General features: G+C 69.8%; 22 protein-coding genes, 1 tRNA gene and 1 other RNA gene. 12 read left to right on the top strand and 12 right to left on the bottom strand.

Annotated elements, in window-relative coordinates:
- The first annotated feature begins 103 nt into the window (after positions 1 to 103).
- Positions 104 to 445, top strand: coding sequence for a DUF7882 family protein (locus ABC271_RS08975; RefSeq protein WP_412924538.1), 342 nt, complete (start codon positions 104 to 106; stop codon positions 443 to 445).
- On the opposite strand, the gene ABC271_RS08970 is transcribed toward ABC271_RS08975, so the two are convergent.
- Both ABC271_RS08970 and ABC271_RS08965 read right to left on the bottom strand, forming a co-directional pair.
- On the bottom strand, positions 400 to 1,869 hold the full coding sequence (locus ABC271_RS08970) for a sensor histidine kinase (RefSeq protein ID WP_412924537.1): 1,470 nt from the start codon (positions 1,867 to 1,869) through the stop codon (positions 400 to 402). The genes ABC271_RS08975 and ABC271_RS08970 overlap by 46 nt on opposite strands.
- Positions 1,866 to 2,540 (bottom strand): response regulator transcription factor, encoded by a 675-nt coding sequence (locus tag ABC271_RS08965; protein ID WP_412924536.1) that lies wholly within the window; start codon positions 2,538 to 2,540, stop codon positions 1,866 to 1,868. The genes ABC271_RS08970 and ABC271_RS08965 overlap by 4 nt, the downstream gene beginning before the upstream one ends.
- Before the next feature lie 147 nt (positions 2,541 to 2,687).
- Between ABC271_RS08965 and ABC271_RS08960 the strand changes: the two genes are divergently transcribed.
- From ABC271_RS08960 to ABC271_RS08950, 3 genes are all read left to right on the top strand, one after another.
- A complete protein-coding gene (locus tag ABC271_RS08960) occupies positions 2,688 to 3,248 on the top strand; it encodes a hypothetical protein (RefSeq protein WP_412924535.1) in 561 nt (186 codons plus the stop codon).
- Positions 3,249 to 3,316: 68 nt separating this feature from the next.
- Positions 3,317 to 4,288 carry a hypothetical protein gene (locus ABC271_RS08955; RefSeq protein ID WP_412924534.1) on the top strand — a complete coding sequence of 324 codons (972 nt, stop codon included), beginning with the start codon at positions 3,317 to 3,319 and terminating at the stop codon, positions 4,286 to 4,288.
- 116 nt (positions 4,289 to 4,404) lie between these two features.
- Positions 4,405 to 4,908 (top strand): DUF3145 domain-containing protein, encoded by a 504-nt coding sequence (locus tag ABC271_RS08950; RefSeq protein WP_412924533.1) that lies wholly within the window; start codon positions 4,405 to 4,407, stop codon positions 4,906 to 4,908.
- A gap of 143 nt (positions 4,909 to 5,051) precedes the next feature.
- On the opposite strand, the gene ABC271_RS08945 is transcribed toward ABC271_RS08950, so the two are convergent.
- The 6 genes from ABC271_RS08945 to aceE form a co-directional block, all read right to left on the bottom strand.
- Positions 5,052 to 6,290 (bottom strand): beta-ketoacyl-[acyl-carrier-protein] synthase family protein, encoded by a 1,239-nt coding sequence (locus ABC271_RS08945; RefSeq protein ID WP_412924532.1) that lies wholly within the window; start codon positions 6,288 to 6,290, stop codon positions 5,052 to 5,054.
- 66 nt (positions 6,291 to 6,356) lie between these two features.
- Positions 6,357 to 6,605 (bottom strand): acyl carrier protein, encoded by a 249-nt coding sequence (locus ABC271_RS08940; RefSeq protein WP_022880558.1) that lies wholly within the window; start codon positions 6,603 to 6,605, stop codon positions 6,357 to 6,359.
- 76 nt (positions 6,606 to 6,681) lie between these two features.
- Positions 6,682 to 7,686: a beta-ketoacyl-ACP synthase III gene (locus ABC271_RS08935; protein WP_412924531.1), complete on the bottom strand. Its 1,005-nt coding sequence runs from the start codon at positions 7,684 to 7,686 to the stop codon at positions 6,682 to 6,684.
- Complete coding sequence (locus ABC271_RS08930) at positions 7,683 to 8,603, bottom strand: ACP S-malonyltransferase (RefSeq protein ID WP_412924530.1); 921 nt, start codon at positions 8,601 to 8,603, stop codon at positions 7,683 to 7,685. The genes ABC271_RS08935 and ABC271_RS08930 overlap by 4 nt, the downstream gene beginning before the upstream one ends.
- 82 nt (positions 8,604 to 8,685) lie before the next feature.
- Positions 8,686 to 9,939, bottom strand: a complete 1,254-nt coding sequence (locus ABC271_RS08925) for a PucR family transcriptional regulator (protein WP_412926127.1) — start codon at positions 9,937 to 9,939, stop codon at positions 8,686 to 8,688.
- Between the two features lie 22 nt (positions 9,940 to 9,961).
- Positions 9,962 to 12,688 (bottom strand): pyruvate dehydrogenase (acetyl-transferring), homodimeric type, encoded by a 2,727-nt coding sequence (aceE, locus tag ABC271_RS08920; RefSeq protein WP_412924529.1) that lies wholly within the window; start codon positions 12,686 to 12,688, stop codon positions 9,962 to 9,964.
- A 223-nt stretch (positions 12,689 to 12,911) separates the two neighbouring features.
- Between aceE and ABC271_RS08915 the strand changes: the two genes are divergently transcribed.
- Together ABC271_RS08915 and ABC271_RS08910 are read left to right on the top strand one after the other, a co-directional pair.
- The gene (locus tag ABC271_RS08915) at positions 12,912 to 13,292 is read left to right on the top strand and encodes a hypothetical protein (protein WP_412924528.1); all 381 of its coding nucleotides are present in this window, start codon (positions 12,912 to 12,914) and stop codon (positions 13,290 to 13,292) included.
- A gap of 3 nt (positions 13,293 to 13,295) precedes the next feature.
- Positions 13,296 to 13,607: a hypothetical protein gene (locus ABC271_RS08910; RefSeq protein ID WP_412924527.1), complete on the top strand. Its 312-nt coding sequence runs from the start codon at positions 13,296 to 13,298 to the stop codon at positions 13,605 to 13,607.
- Between the two features lie 31 nt (positions 13,608 to 13,638).
- On the opposite strand, the gene ABC271_RS08905 is transcribed toward ABC271_RS08910, so the two are convergent.
- On the bottom strand, positions 13,639 to 14,463 hold the full coding sequence (locus ABC271_RS08905; protein ID WP_412924526.1) for a helix-turn-helix transcriptional regulator: 825 nt from the start codon (positions 14,461 to 14,463) through the stop codon (positions 13,639 to 13,641).
- 101 nt (positions 14,464 to 14,564) lie between these two features.
- On the opposite strand from ABC271_RS08905, the gene ABC271_RS08900 reads away from it, so the two are divergent.
- A complete protein-coding gene (locus tag ABC271_RS08900) occupies positions 14,565 to 15,338 on the top strand; it encodes an SDR family oxidoreductase (protein WP_412924525.1) in 774 nt (257 codons plus the stop codon).
- A gap of 31 nt (positions 15,339 to 15,369) precedes the next feature.
- Here the strand turns inward: ABC271_RS08900 and ABC271_RS08895 are convergent.
- Both ABC271_RS08895 and ABC271_RS08890 read right to left on the bottom strand, forming a co-directional pair.
- Positions 15,370 to 15,442, bottom strand: a tRNA-Val gene (locus tag ABC271_RS08895).
- 14 nt (positions 15,443 to 15,456) lie between these two features.
- Positions 15,457 to 15,780 (bottom strand): hypothetical protein, encoded by a 324-nt coding sequence (locus ABC271_RS08890; RefSeq protein WP_412924524.1) that lies wholly within the window; start codon positions 15,778 to 15,780, stop codon positions 15,457 to 15,459.
- Positions 15,781 to 15,856: 76 nt separating this feature from the next.
- On the opposite strand from ABC271_RS08890, the gene ABC271_RS08885 reads away from it, so the two are divergent.
- The 3 genes from ABC271_RS08885 (at position 15,857) to rnpB (ending at position 18,697) form a co-directional block, all read left to right on the top strand.
- Positions 15,857 to 16,585, top strand: a complete 729-nt coding sequence (locus ABC271_RS08885) for a zinc ribbon domain-containing protein (protein ID WP_412924523.1) — start codon at positions 15,857 to 15,859, stop codon at positions 16,583 to 16,585.
- Positions 16,586 to 16,591: 6 nt separating this feature from the next.
- A complete protein-coding gene (locus ABC271_RS08880) occupies positions 16,592 to 18,304 on the top strand; it encodes a bifunctional 3'-5' exonuclease/DNA polymerase (protein ID WP_412926126.1) in 1,713 nt (570 codons plus the stop codon).
- A gap of 28 nt (positions 18,305 to 18,332) precedes the next feature.
- Positions 18,333 to 18,697: RNase P RNA component class A (gene rnpB, locus ABC271_RS08875), an RNA gene on the top strand.
- Between the two features lie 88 nt (positions 18,698 to 18,785).
- Here rnpB and ppgK read toward each other — a convergent pair.
- Entirely contained in the window at positions 18,786 to 19,571 is a 786-nt protein-coding gene (gene ppgK, locus ABC271_RS08870; RefSeq protein ID WP_412924522.1) for a polyphosphate--glucose phosphotransferase, read from the bottom strand.
- A 97-nt stretch (positions 19,572 to 19,668) separates the two neighbouring features.
- Here ppgK and ABC271_RS08865 point away from each other — a divergent pair, with 97 nt between their 5' ends.
- Together ABC271_RS08865 and ABC271_RS08860 are read left to right on the top strand one after the other, a co-directional pair.
- The gene (locus tag ABC271_RS08865; RefSeq protein ID WP_412924521.1) at positions 19,669 to 19,875 is read left to right on the top strand and encodes an SPOR domain-containing protein; all 207 of its coding nucleotides are present in this window, start codon (positions 19,669 to 19,671) and stop codon (positions 19,873 to 19,875) included.
- Positions 19,876 to 19,902: 27 nt separating this feature from the next.
- Complete coding sequence (locus ABC271_RS08860) at positions 19,903 to 21,243, top strand: glutamine synthetase family protein (RefSeq protein ID WP_412924520.1); 1,341 nt, start codon at positions 19,903 to 19,905, stop codon at positions 21,241 to 21,243.
- Positions 21,244 to 21,251: the final 8 nt, after the last annotated feature.

Raw genomic sequence — 21,251 nt, 5'->3', positions numbered from 1 at the left:
CTTCGAGATGGCACAATGGTTGTCCCCGCATTGCCTCGCTTCCCGGCGTGGTCCCGCCCTTTGCTCAACCGGTACGCTTCGGCGCGCCAGAAAAGGACCTGCCGTGGGACGCCTCATTTATCGCGACCGTGCGACGTTCGACATCGATGACCGACTGCTCGCGCACCTGCGCATCGTGATCATGAACAAGCTGCGCCGCAACGAGGGCTTCATGCTCCAACTGCCCGTGAACGAGGGGGTGCGTCAGGCCAGTCTGTGGATCCACGCCTCGAACGCGCTCGTGCTGCAGTTCTACGGCGGACGGGAACCGGCGATCGACCGCGAGCTCGTCGATCAGATGATGCACGACGCCAGCGGCGCCGACGGCTTGACGCTGACCGGGTCGGGCGTCGCCTCGCCTCAGACCACGCCCGTCCGTCCCACACCCGCGCGCCCGGGACGCTGAGCCGGGCGGATCGCGGACCGCGGGAGCCGGAGCGCGAACAGTGCTCCGCTCTCGGCGGGCACGCACGCCACGTCGCCCCCGTGCGCCCGGGCGATGCCGCGCGCGATCGGCAGGCCGAGTCCGACGCCACCGGAACCTCCGCGGGACGGGTCGAGCCGGACGAGGCGATCAAAGATCCGCTCGCGCTCCCTCGCGGCGACACCGGGACCGTCGTCGTGCACGCGCACCTCGATGTCGTTCCCGGACGAGTGGATGCCGAGCACCACACGTCCGCGTCCCGCGGTGACGCGCGCGGCGTTCTCGACGAGGTTCGACAGCACCTGCGCGATTCGATCCCGATCGATCGCCACCGAGACCGCCGCACCCGGGAGATCCGTTCGCACCGTCAGCTCAGGATGGACGAGACGCGCCCGGTCGACCTCGGCGGCCACGACGTCACGCAGATCGGTGTCCGCGAGCGACAGCTCGAGACCCCGATCGACGCGGGCCATGAGGAGCAGATCGTCGACGAGCCGCGACGCGCGCGTCGCCTCGCGCACCACGTGACCGGCGAGCATCTCGCGCTCCGGGCCGTCGAGTTCAGCGCGCACGAGGGTGTCGGCGGCGGCCCGGATGCCGGCGACCGGCGTTCGGAGTTCGTGTGCGGCATCGGAAAGAAACGCTCGCAGGCGCTCCTCCGCGGCCCGCGCCGCGACTTCGGCACCGACCACGTCGTCGAGCATGTCGTCCAGGGCCGTGGCGACGCGTCCGATCTCGGTGTCGGGATGAGTCGGCCGGAGGCGCCGATCTCGCTCTCCGGCTCCGATCGCGCGCGCGACGTCGGACACCTCGTCGAGCGGACGCAGTGTCGCGCGCACCACGAGGATGACCGCGCCCGCCGCGAGAAGCAGCACGACGACGGACGCGCCCGCCATGATCCAGCGCACCTGTGCGAGCGTTTCGCCGACGCCCGCGGCGGACGCGGTGAGCGTCAGCGTCGATCCGTCACTGAGTGTCGACCGCAGGGTCACGAGGTCGGCGTCGCCGCTGAGCTCGGAGGCCGTGACCGTCACGGCGCCCGGCGTCGCCGTCGCCGGGGTCTCGTTGCCGCGCGGACCACCCGGCGGGCCCGCCGGACCCCCGCGAAGCTGCTCGGGACTCGGACCCGCGACGACCGAATCGCCGCCGGCCTCGTCGATGCGCACCGCCAACCCTTGAGCCGAGAGGCGATCGGCGAGCTCCGTGGCATCCACGATCCCCACCAGCGACGCGGTCGCGGCCGTGCGGTCCCGGAGGCGGTCCTCGATCTGCCCGCGTAGGCGAGCGCCGAGGGCCACATCGACGATGACGGCGAGCACGACCAGCAGCAGCGCCACCAGGGTCAGCACCGAGACGATCGTCCGCCGCCGCAGCGACCCCGATCGCAGCGCCCGCGTCCCGCTCATGCGCGCTCGCTCAACCGGTAGCCGAGCCCTCGCACGGTATGGACCAGGCGTTCCCCGTGCGCCTCCATCTTGCGACGCAGCGCGCTCATGTGCACCTCGACCAGGTTGACGTCGTAGTCCTCGTACCCCCATACCTGCGTGAGGATCTGCGTCTTCGACAGCGTCCGCCCCCGGCTCTCGACGAGCAGGCACAGCAGACGGAACTCTGTCGCCGTGAGATCGAGCAGCGCTCCCGCCCGGTGCGCGGTGGCGGCATCGGCATCCACGACGAGGTCCGCGACGGCGACGGTCTGCGGGAGCCGCCCGCGTCGGCGGAGCACGGCGCTCGCGCGCGCCACGAGCTCCGCCATCGTGAACGGCTTCACCACGTAGTCGTCCGCGCCCTCGGCGAACCCGCGCAGCCGATCGTCCACCTCGTCCCGCGCGGTGAGCATGATCACGGCGGTGTCACCCGCCGCACGGATCACCGGGAGCAGACGGATGCCACTCGGCCCGGGCATCATCCAGTCCAGCACCACCAGGTCGGGACGGAACCGGTCGAGGCGATCCGGGAGGTCGGTTCCGTCGGGCGCGCCCTCGGCGACGAACCCGTCCGCGCGCAGCGCGAGGACGACGGCGAGACGGATGGTCTCGTCGTCGTCGAGGACGAGGACGCGTGCGGGGGCGGACATCCGGCCGACGATACGAGCGCACACTGGATGCCGCTTATGCGAACGGTAGGTGTTCGCCCGCGTCCCGACCGCTTCAGGCCGGCTTCAGTTCCGGTTCCGAGGCTGATCTGCAGACGCCGACGACACTCGCCGGCACGAGAGGAACCCATGTCCGAGGACGAAAACCCCACCCTGCCCCTGCCCCGACACGACGAGTCGAACCCGGAACCGCCTCGTCGGTCGTGGGTACGCCCGGCCGTGATCACCGCCGCGGTGGTCGCCGCGCTCGGACTGACCGGGGGCACGGCGGCGCTGGCCGCGCAGTCGAACACAGCCACCACTGTGGCCGCCGCGACGAACGCCCCGAGCGCCGACGGCGCCTCCACGGGTCCGGGCACCATCGCCCCGAGCGCCGCCCCGACCGACGCGCCGACGCCCCCGAGTGACGGCACCGCGCCGACGCCCCCGACGGACGGGACGGCTCCGGCCGCACCAGAGAACGGGCCGACGTCGGCGGACTGCGGCCCGGGCGGAGCACCGGCGCACCCCGGGGGCCCCAACGCGGATGGGCACACACCGCCCGCCCCGCCCGCCGACGGCACCGCGCCCACGCCGCCCACCCCCGGCGAAGCGCCCACTCCGCCCACCGACGGCGCCGCGCCCACCCCGCCCACCCCCGGCGAAGCGCCCACGCCGGGTGCCACTCCGCCCGCGTCGACCGGCAGCTGAGCCCGCGCAAGCCGCGCCGCGCCGACCGCGTCCAGCACGCGGTCAGCGCGGTGCGGCACGATCGATGCATGGCGAAGCAGGGGAACGGAGGTCGCCGCGTCACCCCGTCGGCCAACGCCCGCTCCCGAACGCCCCGGCCACGCCCCGCGGAAGCCCGATCCGCAACCAGGCGCCCCGCCGCTCGCCGCCCTCGACGCACCCCCGCCCGCGCGCGCCAGCTTCGCCGCCGGCGGATCGTCTTCGGCATCCTCGCCACCGTCGTGGTCGGGCTGATCGTGACGGCGACCGTCCCGCTCGTACACCTCGTCTCCGAGTGGAACGTCGAGACCCGGAAGGCGTCCATCGATCTCGCCGAATTCGACCCCGGGTTCCTCATCGACGACGCGGACTTCTACGACGGGAACGCGATGGATGCCGACGCCATCCAGCGCTTCCTCGACGACCAGATCGACGAGTGCGCTAACGACTCCTGCCTCAACGTGCTTCGCGCAGAGCTTCCAGCGCGCGAGGCCATCGTGTCGAAGGACACCGGCGAGACGATCTGCGAGGCGTACGACGGCGGCGAGCTCACGGCGGCGCAGATCATCGACCGCGTGCAGCGCGCCTGCGGCATCTCCGCGAAAGTGCTGCTGGTGACGCTGCAGAAGGAGCAGAGCCTCGTGTCGGGTCGTGCGGCCCGAGCCCCGTCGTCCGAGGCCCTGGGGGCCGCGATGGGCGCGCGGTGTCCCGACGACGCCCCCTGCGATCCCGGTCGAGCCGGCTTCGCCGCGCAGATCGCGCAGGGCGCGACCGACCTCAAGGCGTACCGGGCGTCGCAGTTCATGCGGCAGCCCGGCACCCATTACATCGCGTACTCGCCGAACCCCGACTGCGGCGGAACCGACATCGAGATCCGCAACCACGCCACCGCCGCCCTGTACAACTACACGCCCTACCAGCCGAACGCCGCGGCGATCGCGGCTCGATGGGACACGGGGGACTCCTGTTCCTCCTACGGCAACCGCAATTTCGCGCTGTATTGGAAGCTCTGGTTCTCGTGAGGAATCACAGTGTTGTGATTTCGTTATGAAGCGGAGATAATGACCGAGACAACCGAACAGCCGCCACCGCTCTCGCGCAGGTCGTAGGGGAAGACGTACCTGACGAAGGAGAGACCATGGCGACCACGTCTTCGCGCGGAGTGATCCTCATCCACTCGGCGCCGCGCGCGTTGTGCCCCCACCTGGAGTGGGCGGTAGGACGCGCTCTCGGCCGTGCGGTCAACTTCGACTGGGCGGATCAGCCGGTGCTCACCGGAAGCCGACGCGCCGAGTTCTACTGGGAGGGACCGGTCGGGACCGGCGCCGCCCTCGCGAGTGCGATCCGCGGCTGGGAGCACCTCCGCTTCGAAGTCAGCGAGGACCCCACGCCCCGCAGCGACGGCGGGCGCTGGATGCACACCCCGGGGCTCGGTATCCACTACGCCCAGACGGACTCGGCCGGCAACATCCTCATCGGCGAGGAGCGCGTGCGCTACGCGATGGATATCGCCGCCGGGGACGCTTTCGAACTTCAGCGCGAGCTCCACGTCGCCCTGGGCTCCGCCTGGGACGAAGAGCTCGAACCCTTCCGCCACGCCGGCGAAGACCAGCACGTGGTCTGGTTGCACAAGGTCGGCTGAGAGATGTCGGGTGGGGGAGGCGCCACTACCGGAGGCCGGTGAACAATCCCGGCACCGGGACCGCGTATCCCCTCCCGATGACACACCGAACGCCCCCGTCATCCCCGTAGCAGTCGGGGGATGCCGGGGGCGTTCGGCCGTGGTCAGACGGAAGCGATCGCGACGACGGCGTTGTGACCGCCGAAGCCGAACGAGTTGCTGATGGCGAGCTGGTCGCCGGACCCGAGCTCGACGGGCGAACCCGAGATGGCGAACGGCACCTCCGGGTCTTGCTCGGTGAGGTTGATGGTGGGCGGGGCGACGCGGTTCTGCAGCGCCAGCACCGTGAAGATGGCCTCGAGGGCGCCGGTGCCTCCGAGGAGGTGACCCGTGGATGCCTTCGTCGCCGACACCGGGATCTCGTCGACGCGGGCACCGAACACGGCGCGCAGCGCCTGGTACTCGTTCGGGTCACCGACGGGGGTCGAGGTGGCGTGGGCGTTGATGTGGGTGACGTCGTCGACCGACACACCTGCCATGTCGAGCGCGAGGCGGACGGCACGGGCGGCACCGCGACCCTCGGGGTCGTTGGCGGTGATGTGGTACGAGTCGGCCGTCACGCCGCCGCCGACGATCGACGCGTAGATCTTCGCGCCGCGGGCCTTCGCGTGCTCCTCGGTCTCGAGGATCAGAACGCCGGCACCCTCGCCCATGACGAACCCGTCACGGTCGATGCTGCCGGGGCGCGACGCGGTCTCGGGGGAGTCGTTGCGCTTGGACAACGCCTGCATCGACGCGAACGATGCGATCGTGATCGGGTGGATCGCCGATTCGGTACCGCCGGCGATCACGACGTCGGCGAGCCCGTCGCGGATGTGCTGCACGGCGTTCACGATCGACTCGGTGCTCGACGCACACGCCGACGCCACGGTCCGGGCGAAGGCGCGGGCATTGAAGTGCAGCGAGAGGTTGCCGGCTGCGGCGTTGGGCATGAGCATCGGCACCGTCATCGGCATGACGCGTCGCGGACCCTTTTCGCGCAGGGTGTCCCACGCGTCGAGGAGCGTCCACACGCCACCGATGCCGGTCGCGAAGTCGACGCCGAGCCGGTCGGGATCGATGTCGGGGCTGCCCGCGTCCTCCCACGCCTCCTTGGCCGCGACCATCGCGAGCTGCGATGACGGGTCGAGGCGCTTGGCGACGGGACGCTCGAGGACGGTCTCGGGCCGCACGAGCGCCTCAGCCGCGAACGTGACGGGCAGCTGGTACTCCTCGACCCAGTCGTGCTCGAGGGTGCGCGCGCCGGAGGCACCGGACAGCAGTGCGTCCCAGCTCTCGGGGGCCGTCCCGCCGATGGGCGAGGTGGCACCGATACCGGTGACGACGATGCGGGATGTGCTCATGGTGTGATCCTTGGTGCGGCCGGGAAGGGTCGTGACCGGTGGGGGCCGGAGCCCCCACCGGGAGGGTCAGGACTGGTTCGACGTGATGAACGTGACGGCGTCACCGACGGTCTTGAGGTTCTTGACCTCGTCGTCGGGGATGGTCACGCCGAACTTCTCTTCGGCGTTGACGACGATCGTCATCATCGAGATCGAGTCGATGTCGAGGTCGTCAGTGAACGACTTCTCGAGGGCGACCTCGTCGGCCGAGATGCCGGTCTCGTCGGTGATGAGCTCGGCAAGGCCGGCCAGAACCTCGTCGTTGGTGAATGCCATGATTTCTCCTGTTGTTGGGGGCGGGCCCGGGGAGTCGTCCCGAGCCCCGATCAGTCTAGGGTTCGACGCTCGCGCGTCAGGGGAGGACGACGACCTGCGCGCCGAAGACGAGACCGGCACCGAAACCGATCTGCAGAGCGAGGCCGCCACTGAGCTCGGGGTGCTCCTCGAGCAGGCGGTGGGTGGCGAGCGGGATCGACGCGGCCGAGGTGTTTCCGGTGGTCTCGATGTCGCGACCGATCACCACGGTCTCGGGCAGACCCAGCTGCTTGGCGAACTCGTCGATGATGCGCATGTTCGCCTGGTGCGGCACGAACGCGGCCAGGTCGGAGGGCTGGATGCCGGCGGCCTCGATGGCCTGCCGAGCGACCTTCACCATCTCCCAGACGGCCCACCGGAACACGGTGGGTCCTTCCTGGCGGAGGGTCGGCCACGGGGCGACGCCGTCGCGGAACTCGGTGAGCGTGTGGTTCATGCCCACCGCGTCGGCCTTCGAGCCGTCCGAGCCCCAGATGGTGGGACCGATGCCGGGGGTGTCGCTCGGGCCGATGACGACGGCACCGGCACCGTCTCCCAGGAGGAACGAGATGCTGCGGTCGGTCGGGTCGACGACGTCGCTGAGCTTCTCGGCACCCACCACGACGACGAGTTTCGCGAGCCCGCCACGGATGAGGGCGTCGGCCTGGGCAACCCCGTAGGCGAAGCCGGCGCACGCGGCGTTCACGTCGTAGGCGGCGGCGGGGTTGGCTCCGATGCGATCGGCGACGATCGCCGACGCCGAGGGAGTCTGCTTGGGATTGCTGATCGTCGCGACGATGACGGCGTCGATCTCGCTCGGGGCGACCCCGGACTTCTCGACCGCTTCGCGGGCGGCGTCGGATGCCAGGTCGATGGCATCCGTGTCCTTGTCGGCGCGAACACGCGTCACGATTCCGGTGCGCTGGCGGATCCACTCGTCGCTGGAGTCGATCGGACCCACCAGATCGTCGTTGGGGACGTAGTTCTCGCCGCGGGCGGCTCCGTACGAGTAGATGCGCGTGTGGGCGGGGCCCTGGAGCTGACGGAGGGTGGGGGTGCTCATGCCTGCTCTCCCTTCAGGAGTGCGACGGCCGCGTCGAGGTCGTCCGGAGTCTTGACTGCCACGGTCGGGGTGCCGCGCAGAGCGCGCTTCGCCAGGCCCGTGAGGGCGCCGGCCGGCGCGAGTTCAATGATGCCGGTCACGCCGTGCTCGGCGAAAGACGCCATGCTGCGGTCCCAGCGCACCGGGGACGCGACCTGGGAGACCACGAGGTCGACGGCGCGGCGGCCGTCGTTGACGACCGAGCCGTCCGAGTTGGTCCATAGCGTCGTCTGCGGCGGGGAGGCCGGAACGTCGGCCGCGGCCACGCGAAGCGTCTCGACGGCGGGCTCCATGAACCGCGTGTGGAAGGCACCGGCCACCTGCAACGGAATCACGCGCGATCCGCGTGGGGCCTCGGCGGCGAGCTCGGCGAGGGCCGACAGCTCACCGGCTGCGACGATCTGGCCGCCGCCGTTGTAGTTGGCGGGCGTCAGCCCCAGCTCCGCCAGGCGGTCGAGTACCGTCTGCTCGTCACCGCCGACCACGGCGCTCATGCCGGTCTCGACGGTCGCCGCGGCCTCGGCCATCGCGCGACCGCGGATTCCGACGAGCCGCAGCGCGTCGGCCTCGGACAGGACACCGGATGCCGCCAGCGCGGCGAACTCGCCCACCGAGTGTCCCGCGACGCCGTCGGCACCCTGGCCGGCGCGGTCGCGCAGAACGCTCCACGACACCAGGCTCGCGGCCACGATCAACGGCTGCGCGACGCTCGTGTCGCGGATCCGGTCGGCGTCCCAGTCCGTGCCGGCGGCGAGGAGGTCGACACCGGCGTGCTCGGAAGCTTCGGCAAGACGCTCACGCGTCCCGTCGATCTCGAGCCAGGGCGAGAGGAACCCGGGGGTTTGAGAGCCCTGACCGGGGAAGACGGCGATGATCACCGTCCCATCCTGCCAAGGATCCGGCGGGTCGTTCTGGAGATATCGGCACAAGAAATCGGCGTGTCTTTGTGCGCGCCGTGCATCAGCGCGTGATCGGTGCGCGCCGACTGGCCGATCCTCGTCGGCGCGTGGCATCCGATCCCATGGATCCGAGGATCAACGCCGTCTGCAGGATCAGCGCCTCGCGGGGGCCCGTGGCATCCCACCCGATCACCTCGGAGACGCGCTTCAGGCGGTAGCGCACGGTGTTCGGGTGCACGTAGAGCTCGCGCGCCGTCGCTTCGAGCGACCGCCCGTTGTCGAGGTAACTCCACAGTGTCGCGACGAGGTCGGCGCTGTGCGCGTGGAGGGGACGGTACACGCGGTCGACGAGCGTCTGCTTGGCCACCGCATCACCCGCCAGGGCGCGCTCGGGCAGCAGATCATCGGCCTCGACCGGTCGCGGGGCGTGACGCCATGCGCGCGCGACCGCGAACCCGGCGAGGGCGGCTCGGGCGCTCTGCCCGGCGTCGACGAGCGCCGCGACAGGAGGACCGAGAACCAGGTGACCGGAGCCGAAGCTCGGTTCGAGACGCTTCGCGATCTCGGTGAACGGCAACTCGCCGGAGTCCTCGCGGCCGCGCACCGGCAAGTCCGCCCGTCCCACGACGAGCACGAGGCGGGACCCCTGTACCCCGATGAGCACGTCCACACCGAGCTTCCGCGAGGTGCGCCGGACGTGATCGACATCGAGCTGCGGGGGAGTCGTGCCCACGAGCACCGCGACCTCGCCGTGGCCGTGCCAGCCGAGGGCGGCGATGCGGCTGGGCAGTTCGTCGTCGGCCTCACCGGTGAGGATCGAGTCCACGACGAGGGCTTCGAGCCGCGCGTCCCACAGACCGCGGGCCTCGGCAGCGCGCGCGTAGACATCCGCGGCAGCGAACGCCACTTCGCGCGAATACGACAGCATCGCCTCGCGGACGCGCTCGCTCCGGCCCGCGACGCGCTCTTCCATCACCTCGACGGTGACGCGGACGAGCTGCAGGGTCTGCGTCAGGCTGACGCTGCGCAGCAGCTCGCGGGGAGCCGCAGCGAAGATGTCGGCGGCGATCGCCGGGGTGGACGCGGGCTCCTCGAACCACTGGAGGAACGAGGTGATGCCCGCCTGAGCCACCAGCCCGACCGCGGAGCGGCGGGCCGGCGGCATCTCGGCGTACCAGGGCAGCGTCTCTTCGAGCCGCTGAATCGTCGCGGTCGCGAGATCGCCCGAGATCCGGCGCAGCCACACCAGGGTCTCGGCTTTCTCCTCGGCGGCCCGGGAGGTGGCGGTGCTCCCGCTCCCTCCCGAACCGTCGATGGCCGCGGAGTCCGTCACGCGATCAGGCCTCGCCGCCGGCGTTCCCGCTCGTGCCGGCGTTGACGTCGTACAGGCGGTACTTCTCGATGGCCTGGGCGACCACTGCGCGGTCCACCTTGCCCTCGTCCGCGAGACCCTGGAGGGTGCGGACCACGAGCGACGGGCCGTCGATCTTGAAGAAGCGACGCGCGGCGGCACGGGTGTCGGAGAAACCGAACCCGTCGGCACCGAGCGTCAGGTACCGCTGCGGCACCCACTGACGGATCTGGTCCTGGACGGCGTGCATCCAGTCGCTGACCGCGACGACGGGACCCTCGGCATCCCGGAGCTTCTCGGTCAGGTAGGCCGTACGGGGCGCCTCGTCGGGGTGCAGGTAGTTGTGCTCGTCGGCGGCGAGGCCGTCGCGACGCAGCTCGGTCCACGACGTCACCGACCACACGTCGGCGACGACGCCCCAGTCGTCCTTCAGCAGGCGCTGGGCCTCGTGCGCCCACGGCACACCGACGCCGGAAGCGAGCAGCTGCGCGCGAGGACCCTCGCCCTCACCCACCGACACGCGGTGGATGCCGCGGACGATCCCGTCCACGTCGACGCCCTCGGGCTCGGCCGGCTGGACCAGCGGCTCGTTGTAGACCGTGATGTAGTACATGACGTTCGGGTCGGAGTGCTCGCCGCCGTACATCCGCTCGATGCCCGAGCGGACGATGTGCGCGATCTCGTACCCATACGCGGGGTCGTACGACACCGTGGCGGGGTTCGTGGATGCCAGCAGCTGCGAGTGTCCGTCGGCGTGCTGGAGACCCTCACCCGTCAGGGTCGTGCGGCCGGCGGTCGCGCCGATGATGAAACCGCGCGCCATCTGGTCGCCCGCCGCCCACTGGGCGTCGCCCGTGCGCTGGAAGCCGAACATCGAGTAGAAGACGTAGACCGGGATCAGCGGCTCGCCGTGCGTGGCGTACGACGTGCCGGCTGCGGTGAACGCCGCGACGGCGCCCGCCTCGTTGATGCCGACGTGGATGATCTGCCCCTCGGGGCTCTCCTTGTAGGCCAGGAGCAGCTCGCGGTCGACGGAGGTGTAGTGCTGACCCTTGGGGTTGTAGATCTTCGCCGTCGGGAAGTAGGCATCCATACCGAAGGTACGGGCCTCGTCGGGGATGATCGGCACGATGCGGTGTCCGAAGCCCTTGACACGCAGAAGGTCCTTGAGCAGACGCACGAACGCCATGGTCGTGGCGACCTCCTGCGTGCCCGAGCCCTTCTTGGGCAGCGCGTAGGCCTGGTCACCGGGGAGCTCGAGACCCACGTGCGTCGTGCGACGCTCGGGCAGGAAGCCGCCGAGCGCACGGCGGCGCTCGAGCATGTACTTGATGGTCTCGTCGTTCTCGCCGGGGTTGTAGTACGGCGGCTGGTACGGGTTCTCTTCGAGCTGCGCGTCGGTCACCGGGATGTCCATCGCGTCGCGGAAGGCCTTGAGGTCGTCCAGCGTCAGCTTCTTCATCTGGTGCGTGGCGTTGCGGCCCTCGAAGTGGGGGCCGAGGCCGTAGCCCTTGATCGTCTTGGCGAGGATGACGGTCGGCTGGCCCTTGTGCTCCTTGGCCGCCTTGAACGCCGCGAAGACCTTGCGGTAGTCGTGGCCGCCGCGCTTGAGGCCCCAGATCTGCTCGTCGGTGTAGTCCTTGACGAGTTCGAGGGCGCGCGGGTCGCGACCGAAGAAGTGCTCGCGGACGTACGCACCGTTCTCGGCCTTGTACGTCTGGTAGTCGCCGTCGGGCGTCGAATTCATGAGATTCAGCAGCGCGCCCTCGGTGTCGCGGGCGAGCAGGTCGTCCCACTCGCGGCCCCAGACGACCTTGATGACGTTCCATCCGGCACCGCGGAAGAAGCTCTCGAGCTCCTGGATGATCTTGCCGTTGCCGCGCACGGGGCCGTCGAGGCGCTGCAGGTTGCAGTTGACGACGAACGTCAGGTTGTCGAGGCCCTCGTTCGCGGCCACCTGGAGCTGACCGCGGCTCTCGACCTCGTCCATTTCGCCGTCGCCGAGGTAGGCCCAGACGTGCGAGTCGGCGACGTCCTTGATGCCGCGGTTGCTGAGGTACTTGTTCGACATCGCCTGGTAGATCGCGTTGATCGGGCCCAGACCCATCGACACCGTCGGGAACTGCCAGAACTCCGGCATGAGACGGGGGTGCGGGTAGGAGGGGATGCCGTTGGGGGCGGCCGACTTCTCCTGGCGGAAGCCGTCGAGCTGCGCCTCGGTCAGGCGACCCTCGAGGAAGGCGCGGGCGTACGTGCCGGGGGAGGCGTGGCCCTGGATGAAGATCTGGTCGCCGCCGGACGGGTCGTCGAGGCCTCGGAAGAAGTGGTTGAAGCCGACCTCGTACAGCGCGGCCGACGACGCGTACGTCGAGATGTGGCCGCCGACGCCGATGCCGGGGCGCTGCGCACGGTGCACGGTGACCGCGGCGTTCCAGCGGATCCACTTGCGGTAGCGGCGCTCGAGCTCTTCGTCACCGGGGAATTCCGGCTCGTTGGACTGCGCGATCGTGTTGATGTAGTCGGTGGTCGGCACCATCGGCACGCCGAGATGCAGATCCTTCGAGCCCTTGAGCAGGCTCAGCATGATCTCGCGCCCGCGGCCGGGCCCCTTCGCCTGGACCAGCTGACGCAGGGATTCCTGCCATTCAGCGGTCTCTTCCGGGTCGCTGTCCTGCGGCCCCTGCGAATACGGATCCTGATCGTGAACAGTCACGGAAGACCTTTCGTCGTCTGGCAGGTCATGCCAGAGAATCGCCATACGTGTGCGGCAACCCTTGTCTGCTCCGCACAATTCACCGTCGTCCAGCCTAGTCAGTCGGGACCCCTCCGGATGCGCATACGGAGGCGAGGGCGAATGGATGCCTCGGCGACGAGGCATCCGCCCCTTCCGGCCGCGCCGAGACCGCCGAGAACGACGGCGGGTCTAGCCTGAGCGCGTGACGTCGACTGAGCACGAGGGCTTCCGCACCCGCCCCGAACACCGGTGGCCCGTGCTCATCGCACTCGGCGTAGGAACGGGGCTGTACGCGGTCCTGCCGAGCGATGTGTCCGGCGCCCTGCGGTACATCGTCGTGGGCGCCGGCATTCTGTGCGCGATTCCGATGGTCATCACCAACCCCCGGCGGCTGAGCCGCGAGACCTGGGTGGGGCGCGGATTCGCGCTCGGATTCGTCGCGGTGCTGCTCGCCGCGAACCAGGTGACGTTCTTCCTGCTCGTTCAGCAACTCCTGAACGGGGAGAGCGGCGGAGCGGTCGTGCTCCTCGGGGCCGCACAGGTCTGGGCCATCAACGTGATCGGATACGCCGTCGTCTACTGAGAGATGGACCGCGGCGGACCCGTGGCCCGTCGCCGCGATCCCCGCGACGAGCTGCCGCCCGCGGACTTCCAATTCCCGCAGGATTCCGACGGGGACGCGGTCAGCGAAGTGAAGCGTCGATCATCGAACACCGGCGATTGGGCGCCGGGATATATCGACTACCTGTACTTCTCGGCATCGAATGCGATGGCATTCAGCCCCACCGACGTCATGCCGCTGAGCGTCCGCGCGAAGCTCTTCATGATGGTGCAGGCGATCACGGGATTCGTGCTGCTCGCGCTGGTGATCGCGCGGAGTGTGAACGTCCTGAGCTGATCTTGGAAGCCGGCGTCGCCTCTCCGTCGGCTCAGGTCCTCGGAGTGGCCGCGAGCGTCCCGAGCAACGTCAGAGCGTCTGCGGACTCGGAGCCCGGCGTCGCGGAGTAGACGACGAGCTCCTGCCCTGGCGCAGCCTTCACGTCGAAGGCGTTCATGTGCAAAGTCAGCTCCCCCACCTGGGAGTGGCGGAGCCTCTTGGTCTCGAGTCGCTTGCCGCGCGCGTCGTGGAGACTCCAGAGGTCGGCGAACTCGGGGCTGCGTGTCAACAGGGTGTTCAGGACCTCGACGACGCGCGGGTCGTTCGGTGCGGCGCCGTGAAGAACTCGAAAACCCGCGACCGTATTCGCGGCCGCGTCTGACCAGTCGATGTAGAAGGTGCGGGCGGCCGGGTCGCGGAATAGCTTCGCGAGCAGATTCGGTCCGTAGTGGAAGCCCTCGAACAGGGCGTGGGCGAGGCGATTACCGGCGAGCACGTCGTAGGCCCGTCCCAGCACGATCGCGGGGTTGTCCGGCCACATGTCCATCAGGCTCAGCAGCCCGGGCGCGACGCGCTCCTGGTCCAAGCCGCGACTGGCCACGGGTATCAGACCGGCGATGCGGAACAGGTGCAGCCGTGCATCGTCGTCGAGGCGCAGAGCCCTGCTGAGAGTTTCCACGACCTGCAGCGAGGGACGACGTTCGCGCCCTTGCTCCAGCCGGGTGTAGTAGTCGACGCTGAGGCCGGCCAACGTGGCGATCTCCTCGCGGCGCAGGCCGGGCACTCGCCGACGGCCGTGCGTGGCGAAGCCGATCGCCTCGGGACGCAGCTGCCCACGGCGTGCGGTGAGGTACTCGCCGAGTCGGTTGTCGGGCATACCGCGATTGTACGAATGGTGTCGACGCGCAGGCAGGGTGCGGTGCTCCCAGGCTCGCCGCGGCCTTCTCCGCTGGTGGGACACCCGCGAGGCTCGTGGCCATGACAGGAAACACCGCACACAGCGTCACCACATCCGCAACGAAGGCCGCCACGTCGAAAGTCGTACTTGTCACGGGGGCGAGCAGCGGTATCGGCGAGGGCATCTCTCGCCGCCTCGCCGCCGAGGGGCACCGGGTGATCCTCACGGCGCGACGAACGGAGCGGCTGAAAGGCATCGCCGACGAGCTCTCTCGCGAGGGCCACGCCGCGGAAGCGCGCGCGCTGGACGTGACCGACCGGGATGCGTTCGCTGCGCTCATCGCCGACATCGTCGCAACCCACGGCAGCCTCGATGTGCTCGTCGGCAACGCCGGGGTCATGCTGCTCTCGCGCATGGACGCACTGCTCGTCGACGAATGGGACCGCATGCTCGACGTCAACGTGCGCGGGCTCTACAACGGAATCGCCGGAGTGCTGCCACACTTCCGCACACAAGAGTCGGGGCACGTGGTCACGATCGCGTCGGTCGGAGCTCACGAGGTGGTCGGGACCTCGGCGATCTACTCCGCCACGAAATACGCCGCATGGGCACTCACGGAGGGACTTCGGCAGGAGTCAGCCCCGTACATCCGTGTCACCACGATCTCTCCCGGTGTCGTCGAGACCGAACTCGCCGATCACATCACGGACCCTCACGCGGCCGACCTCATGGTCGACTACCGCGCGGCGGCCATCTCACCCGACGCCATCGCTCGAGCCGTGAAGTTCGCGATCGAACAGCCGGTCGATGTCGACGTGAACGAGATCATCGTCCGGCCCACGCGGCAGCGCTGAGCCCCAGGTCGTAGACGCGAGACGGGAACGGTGGGCCCTGCCGGGATCGAACCGACGACATCCACGGTGTAAACGTGGCGCTCTACCAGCTGAGCTAAAGGCCCTGGAAGCCTCGAGTCTATCGAGGTCGGCGGCCTGTGCCGTCGCGCAACTCGAGGTACCACGACGGCAAGAGCCCGCGCGGCAACCAGAACATGGCGATCAGGGCGATCACGAGAAAGAGCGCGGCCACGACACTGAGCGAGGAGAACAGCGGCCGCAGGGACGACACCGCCACCGCGCAGGCACCCAACGTGAATGCGATCCCCAGATACAGCCAGGCGAATCCCATCGTGCTGCCGTAGCCCCGGCGGACGGCGATCCACCCTTTCCACCGGCCCGTGTAAGCGAGCACACCCATGATCACAAAAGCCGGGCCCAACAGTGCGGCGAAGACGTTCACGGCATCCCTCGGGTCGGTCGAAAGCTCCACGTTAACCGGAACACGGCTGTCGTACCCCCGGGGTAGCGTAAAGCCTGTGAACGCCGACCCCGCCGACCAGCGCAAACTCCTCGATCTCGCCGACCTGGACGCCCGGATCCGGCGCGACGAGCACGTCAAGGGCAACCCGCCGCAGGCCGCGAAGGTGCGCGAGCTGATCGCGCAGCGTTCGTCGCTCTCGCAAGAGCTCGGCAACCGCGCCAACGTCCGTGACGACCTCAAGGCCGAGCTGGCCCGGGTCGAGTCCGACGTCGCGGTCGTCGAGGCTCGTGTCAAGCGCGACACCGAGCGTCTGGCGGCCTCGACCAACGCCAAGCAGGCGCAGGGATTCGAGGCGGAGCTGACGTCGCTCGCTCGCCGCAAGAGCGACCTCGAAGACGCCGAGATCGCCCTCATGGAGCAGCTCGAAGCCGCCGACGCGGCCGTCGCCGAGCAGGAGGCGATCATCGCCGACACCAACGCCCAGGGCGCTGAGCTCAGCGCCGAGGCGAAGCGGGTCGTCGCCGAGGCCACCGACCGGCTCGAGGCCGCGCGTCGCGATCGCGAGGCCGTCGCCGGTGCCGTGCCCGCCGACCTTCTCGCCCTGTACGAGCGCCTGGCCTCCCGTGGCAACGGCGCCGGACTCCTGCGCGCCGGCGCATGTGAGGCGTGCCGCATGGTCCTCCCGCCGAGCGACCTCGCCGAGGTCCGCCGCGCGCAGACCGACGAGGTCGTGTTCTGCCCCGAGTGCGGCGCGATCCTCGTCCGCACCGAAGAATCGCGGTGACCCGCCCTGGCGTCCTCCTCGACTGAGGTCGTCGTCGGGCGCACGGTATCCGGAGCCATCGCTTTGAGCGACCTGGATGCCGACGGCTCCGTCGCCCATACCGTCACCGTCGCGCGAGACGACCTGCCCGCCGCGATCCGCACCCGCGAGGCCGGGGGAGACGTTCGCTGGGTGTGGAGCGACACCCCCACGTGGTACGGGTCGGTGCTGGCATCCGGGGTCCGGGTGGCGCGGGCGTGGGACCTGCGCCTCGTGCACGCGTTGCTGCGTGATGCCGAGGCCGTCGCCGACGACCACGGCCTACGCGCGCACGGGGAATGGGATGCCGCTGCTTCGGCCACCGACGACACCGACACGCTGTTCTCACTCGGCGCGGCGAGCGACGGCCCGCCCGGCGACGTGGAGGCAGCCGCGGCCGAGTACCGCCGCCAGCGCGCCGCGATCGCCGGCGCCCGCACGCCCGGAGCGCTCCGACTCCTCGCCGCGGCCGAGTCGGCCGGGGCTCTGATCGCGGAGGAACTCCACGCCGCCGGACTGCCCTGGAGCGTCCCGACGCACGAGCGCATGCTCGAGGAACAGCTCGGCACACGGGTCGCGGGCGGTCTTCCCACGCGGGTCGAGCGGGCTGCGGCAGCCGTGCGCGATGCCCTCGGCGACCCGTCCGTCTCGCTCGACTCCCAGCCGCGCCTGCTGCGCGCGCTGCACCGCGCGGGGCTCCTTGTCGAGTCGACGAACCGGTGGGAGCTCGCCGAGCACGACCACCCCGCCGTCGCGCCGCTCATCGCGTACAAGAAGCTCATGCGCCTCTACACCGCGAACGGCTGGGCATGGATCGACGAGTGGGTGCGCGACGCACGATTCCGTCCCGTCTATGTCTCCGCCGGTGTCGTGACCGGCCGCTGGGCGTCGTCGGGCGGGGGAGCACTGCAGATCCCGCGGCAGCTCCGCACGGCCGTCCGGGCCGACCCCGGCTGGACGCTCGTGACGGCCGACGTCGCACAGCTGGAGCCGCGCGTGCTCGCGGCGATGGCCCGCGACACGGCGCTGGCGGAGGCGGCATCCGGTCGCGATCTGTACGCCGGAATCGTGGATGCCGGAGCCGTCGGCACCCGCGCCCAGGCCAAGGTCGCGATGCTCGGCGCCATGTACGGCGCAACCAGCGGCGAGAGCGGACGTCTCGTTCCGCGCCTGCGGCGCACGTTCCCTCGCGCGATGGCCCTCGTCGACGATGCCGCGCGCGTCGGCGAGGAGGGCGGCCGCGTGCAGACGTGGCTCGGGCGCACCTCACCGCCCGCCGGCGAGCTGTGGCGCGCGGTTCAGTCGCAGGCGAGCGACGCCGAGGCATCCGGAGTCGACGAGACCCGTGCGCGCCGCGCCGCCCGCGACCGCGGCCGCTTCACCCGGAACTTCGTCGTCCAGGGCACGGCCGCCGAATGGGCTCTCGCGTGGCTCGCCGACCTCCGCACCCGCCTCTCCGCCCTCGATCCGGTGGATGCCACCCGCTCCGCGCCGGCGTCCGGTCCGGCGTTCGCGCGCGTGCCGCACCTGGCGTTCTTCCTGCACGACGAGATCGTGGTGCACACTCCGATCGAGCACGCAGACGCCGTCGCCAACGCGGTGCGGGAGTCCGCGGCATCCGCCGGTCGCCTGCTGTTCGGAACGTTTCCCATCGACTTCCCCCTCGATCTGCGGATCGGCGAGACGGCCGAGAAGGAGTGAGCTGCCCCCGTAGACTCGACAATGCGAATGGGTCGGCTGGACGGTCGCGTCACGGGTTCGCCCGTGCCGAGGAACGTCCGGGCTCCACAGGGCAGGACGGTGGGTAACACCCACCCGGAGCAATCCGCGAGACAGTGCCACAGAGAGCAGACCGCCCGCGCTTCACGGCGCGGGTAAGGGTGAAAGGGTGGTGTAAGAGACCACCGGGGTCGTGGTGACACGACCCGCAAGGTAAACCTCGTCCGGAGCAAGGCCAGACAGGGGATGACGACGCGGCTCGCCGAGTCCCCGGGTAGGCCGCTGGAGCGGCACGGCAACGTGTCGCCGAGAGAGATGACCGTCCACGGGGCTCACGCCCCCGGACAGAACCCGGCGTACAGGCCGACCCATTCGCCCTGCCGCTTCACGCTCACAAAGCGACGCGGCCCGGATCGAGCTCTCTCGCTCGATCGCGGACCGCGTCAGGACGTCGGTCAGGTGCTCACTTCACCGCAGGAAGCGCCTCCACCACCGGAACCGCCAGCGACGCCGCACCGATGATGCCCGCGTTGTTACGGTGCTTCGCCGGAAGGATGGGTGCCCGCAGCTTCAGGAGGGGAATGAACTCCTCCGAGTGCTTCGACACCCCGCCGCCGACGACGATCAGGTCGGGGCTGAAGAGGAACTCGACGTAGTCGTAGTACCACTGCAGACGCTTCGCCCACTTCTCCCACGACAGCTCCTCGCGCTCCATGGCCGAGTACGCGGCGTAGCCCTCGGCATCCCTCTTGTGCTCGGCGCGCTGCAGGTGGCCGAGCTCGCTGTTGGGGATGAGAACACCGTCGTAGATCATGGCGGAGCCGATGCCTGTGCCGAGCGTCGTGAGGATCACGAGACCGTTCACGCCCTTCGCGGCGCCGTAGCGGACCTCGGCGATGCCGGCGACATCGGCGTCGTTCGCGAAGTGGATGTCACGAGACAGGCCGTGCTCGAAGAACTTCTCGGCCTCGAAGCCGATCCACGACGAAGAGACGTTGGCGGCCGACAGCGTTCGACCGTTCTTCACGATGGCGGGGAACGCCACGCCGAGCGGCAGGTCGTCCGGCGCTTCCAGTGTCTGGAGCACCTCTTTCACCGCCTCGAGCACATCGGCGGGCTCCGCGCCCTTCGGGGTGGAGACCTTCACCCGATCGCTGATGAGCTCACCGGCATCCAGGTCGACGATTCCCGCCTTGATCCCGGTACCGCCGATGTCCACTCCGACCGCACGCGACGCATTCGTTGCCATACCCTCCAGCCTAGCCAGGCTGGGGGCCCGGATCAGTAGGATCGGGAGAGCGCCCGCCAGACGTCCGCTGCGGAGCGAGATCACGCAAGGAGCGATCGTGAGCGACGAGAATCAGAAGTACTGGTACAACCTCGAAACCGGTCAGGTCGAGCAGGGGTACGAGTCGCCGGCGATCGACCGTGCGGGTCCGTTCGACACCGCCGAGGAAGCGGCACGCGCCCCCCAGCTGCTGCAGGAACGCTCGAAGAAGTGGGCCGAAGACGAGGCCCGCGACTCCGACTGGGGATCCGGCTCCGGCCGCTGACCCCTCCCGACCGAGACGAGGATGACGATGGACAAGCAGCGCGATTTCGTCCTGCGGACGATCGAGGAACGCGGCGTGAAGTTCGTACGCCTGTGGTTCACCGACGTGGTCGGAACCTTGAAGTCGGTGGCGATCGCCCCGGCCGAGGTGGAAGGGGCGTTCAGCGAGGGCCTGGGCTTCGACGGTTCGGCCATCGAGGGTCTGACGCGGTCGTACGAGTCCGACTTGCTGGCGCTCCCCGACCCCACGACGTTCCAGATCCTGCCGTGGCGCGGCGAGATCGACCCGACCGCGCGCATGTTCTGCGACATCACGACGCCCGACGGTCAGCCCGCGGTGGCCGACCCGCGGCACGTGCTCAAGCGCACGCTCGCCAAGGCCGCCGACGCGGGGTTCACCTTCTACACGCACCCCGAGATCGAGTTCTACCTGCTGAAGTCGTCTCAGCTCGGCCCCGACGGGCGCCCCGAGCCGGTCGACTCCGCCGGGTACTTCGACAACGTCCCCGGCGGGACGGCGCACGACTTCCGTCGCCGTTCGGTGCGCATGCTCGAAGACCTCGGGATCTCGGTGGAGTTCAGCCACCACGAGGGCGGCCCGGGCCAGAACGAGATCGACCTGCGCTACGCCGACGCGCTCACCACGGCCGACAACATCATGACCTTCCGCACGGTGGTGAAGGAGGTCGCGATCGAGCAGGGCGTGTACGCCACGTTCATGCCGAAGCCGCTCAGCGGTCAGCCCGGTAGCGGCATGCACACGCACATGTCGCTGTTCGAGGGCGACATGAACGCCTTCTACGAAGAGGGCGGCCAGTACCAGCTGTCCAAGGTGGGTCGCCAATTCATCGCGGGTCTGCTGCGTCACGCGAGCGAGATCTCCGCCGTGACCAACCAGTTCGTCAACTCGTACAAGCGCCTCTGGGGCGGCGACGAGGCACCGAGCTTCATCTGCTGGGGCCACAACAACCGCTCGGCGCTCGTGCGCGTCCCGCTGTACAAGCCGAACAAGGGCCAGTCGACGCGTGTCGAGTACCGCGCGCTCGACTCGGCGGCGAACCCGTACCTGTCGTACGCGCTCATGCTCGCCGCGGGACTCAAGGGCATCGATGAGGGCTACGAGCTGCCCGCCGAGGCCGAAGACAACGTGTGGTCGCTCACGGACTCCGAGCGCCGCGCCCTCGGCTACGCACCGCTTCCGGCGAGCCTCGACCAGGCGCTCGGATTCCTCGAGGAGTCCGAGCTCGTCGCCGAGACGCTGGGGGAGCAGGTCTTCAAGTACGTGCTCCTGAACAAGCGTCGCGAGTGGCAGCAGTACCGCGCGCAGGTCACGCCCTTCGAGCTTCAGAGCAATCTCGAGGCGCTCTGACCCCGCCG

Origin of the sequence: Microbacterium canaveralium, assembly GCF_047238045.1 — a bacterium.
In the GTDB taxonomy this organism is placed as follows: Bacteria; Actinomycetota; Actinomycetes; order Actinomycetales; family Microbacteriaceae; genus Microbacterium.
Note: the sequence above shows the minus strand (reverse complement) of the source record. Positions and strands in the feature narration are given on the sequence as shown.

Excerpts from the sequence above, each read along its gene's own strand:
- ABC271_RS08860 (WP_412924520.1), top strand. The coding sequence starts at position 19,903 with ATGGACAAGCAGCGCGATTTCGTCCTGCGGACGATCGAGGAACGCGGC.
- ABC271_RS08960 (WP_412924535.1), top strand. The coding sequence starts at position 2,688 with ATGTCCGAGGACGAAAACCCCACCCTGCCCCTGCCCCGACACGACGAG.
- ABC271_RS08965 (WP_412924536.1), bottom strand. The coding sequence starts at position 2,540 with ATGTCCGCCCCCGCACGCGTCCTCGTCCTCGACGACGACGAGACCATC.
- ABC271_RS08945 (WP_412924532.1), bottom strand. The coding sequence starts at position 6,290 with ATGAGCACATCCCGCATCGTCGTCACCGGTATCGGTGCCACCTCGCCC.
- ABC271_RS08970 (WP_412924537.1), bottom strand. The coding sequence starts at position 1,869 with ATGAGCGGGACGCGGGCGCTGCGATCGGGGTCGCTGCGGCGGCGGACG.
- ABC271_RS08955 (WP_412924534.1), top strand. The coding sequence starts at position 3,317 with ATGGCGAAGCAGGGGAACGGAGGTCGCCGCGTCACCCCGTCGGCCAAC.
- ABC271_RS08935 (WP_412924531.1), bottom strand. The coding sequence starts at position 7,686 with ATGAGCACCCCCACCCTCCGTCAGCTCCAGGGCCCCGCCCACACGCGC.
- ppgK (WP_412924522.1), bottom strand. The coding sequence starts at position 19,571 with ATGGCAACGAATGCGTCGCGTGCGGTCGGAGTGGACATCGGCGGTACC.
- ABC271_RS08910 (WP_412924527.1), top strand. The coding sequence starts at position 13,296 with ATGGACCGCGGCGGACCCGTGGCCCGTCGCCGCGATCCCCGCGACGAG.
- ABC271_RS08905 (WP_412924526.1), bottom strand. The coding sequence starts at position 14,463 with ATGCCCGACAACCGACTCGGCGAGTACCTCACCGCACGCCGTGGGCAG.
- ABC271_RS08940 (WP_022880558.1), bottom strand. The coding sequence starts at position 6,605 with ATGGCATTCACCAACGACGAGGTTCTGGCCGGCCTTGCCGAGCTCATC.
- ABC271_RS08950 (WP_412924533.1), top strand. The coding sequence starts at position 4,405 with ATGGCGACCACGTCTTCGCGCGGAGTGATCCTCATCCACTCGGCGCCG.
- ABC271_RS08900 (WP_412924525.1), top strand. The coding sequence starts at position 14,565 with ATGACAGGAAACACCGCACACAGCGTCACCACATCCGCAACGAAGGCC.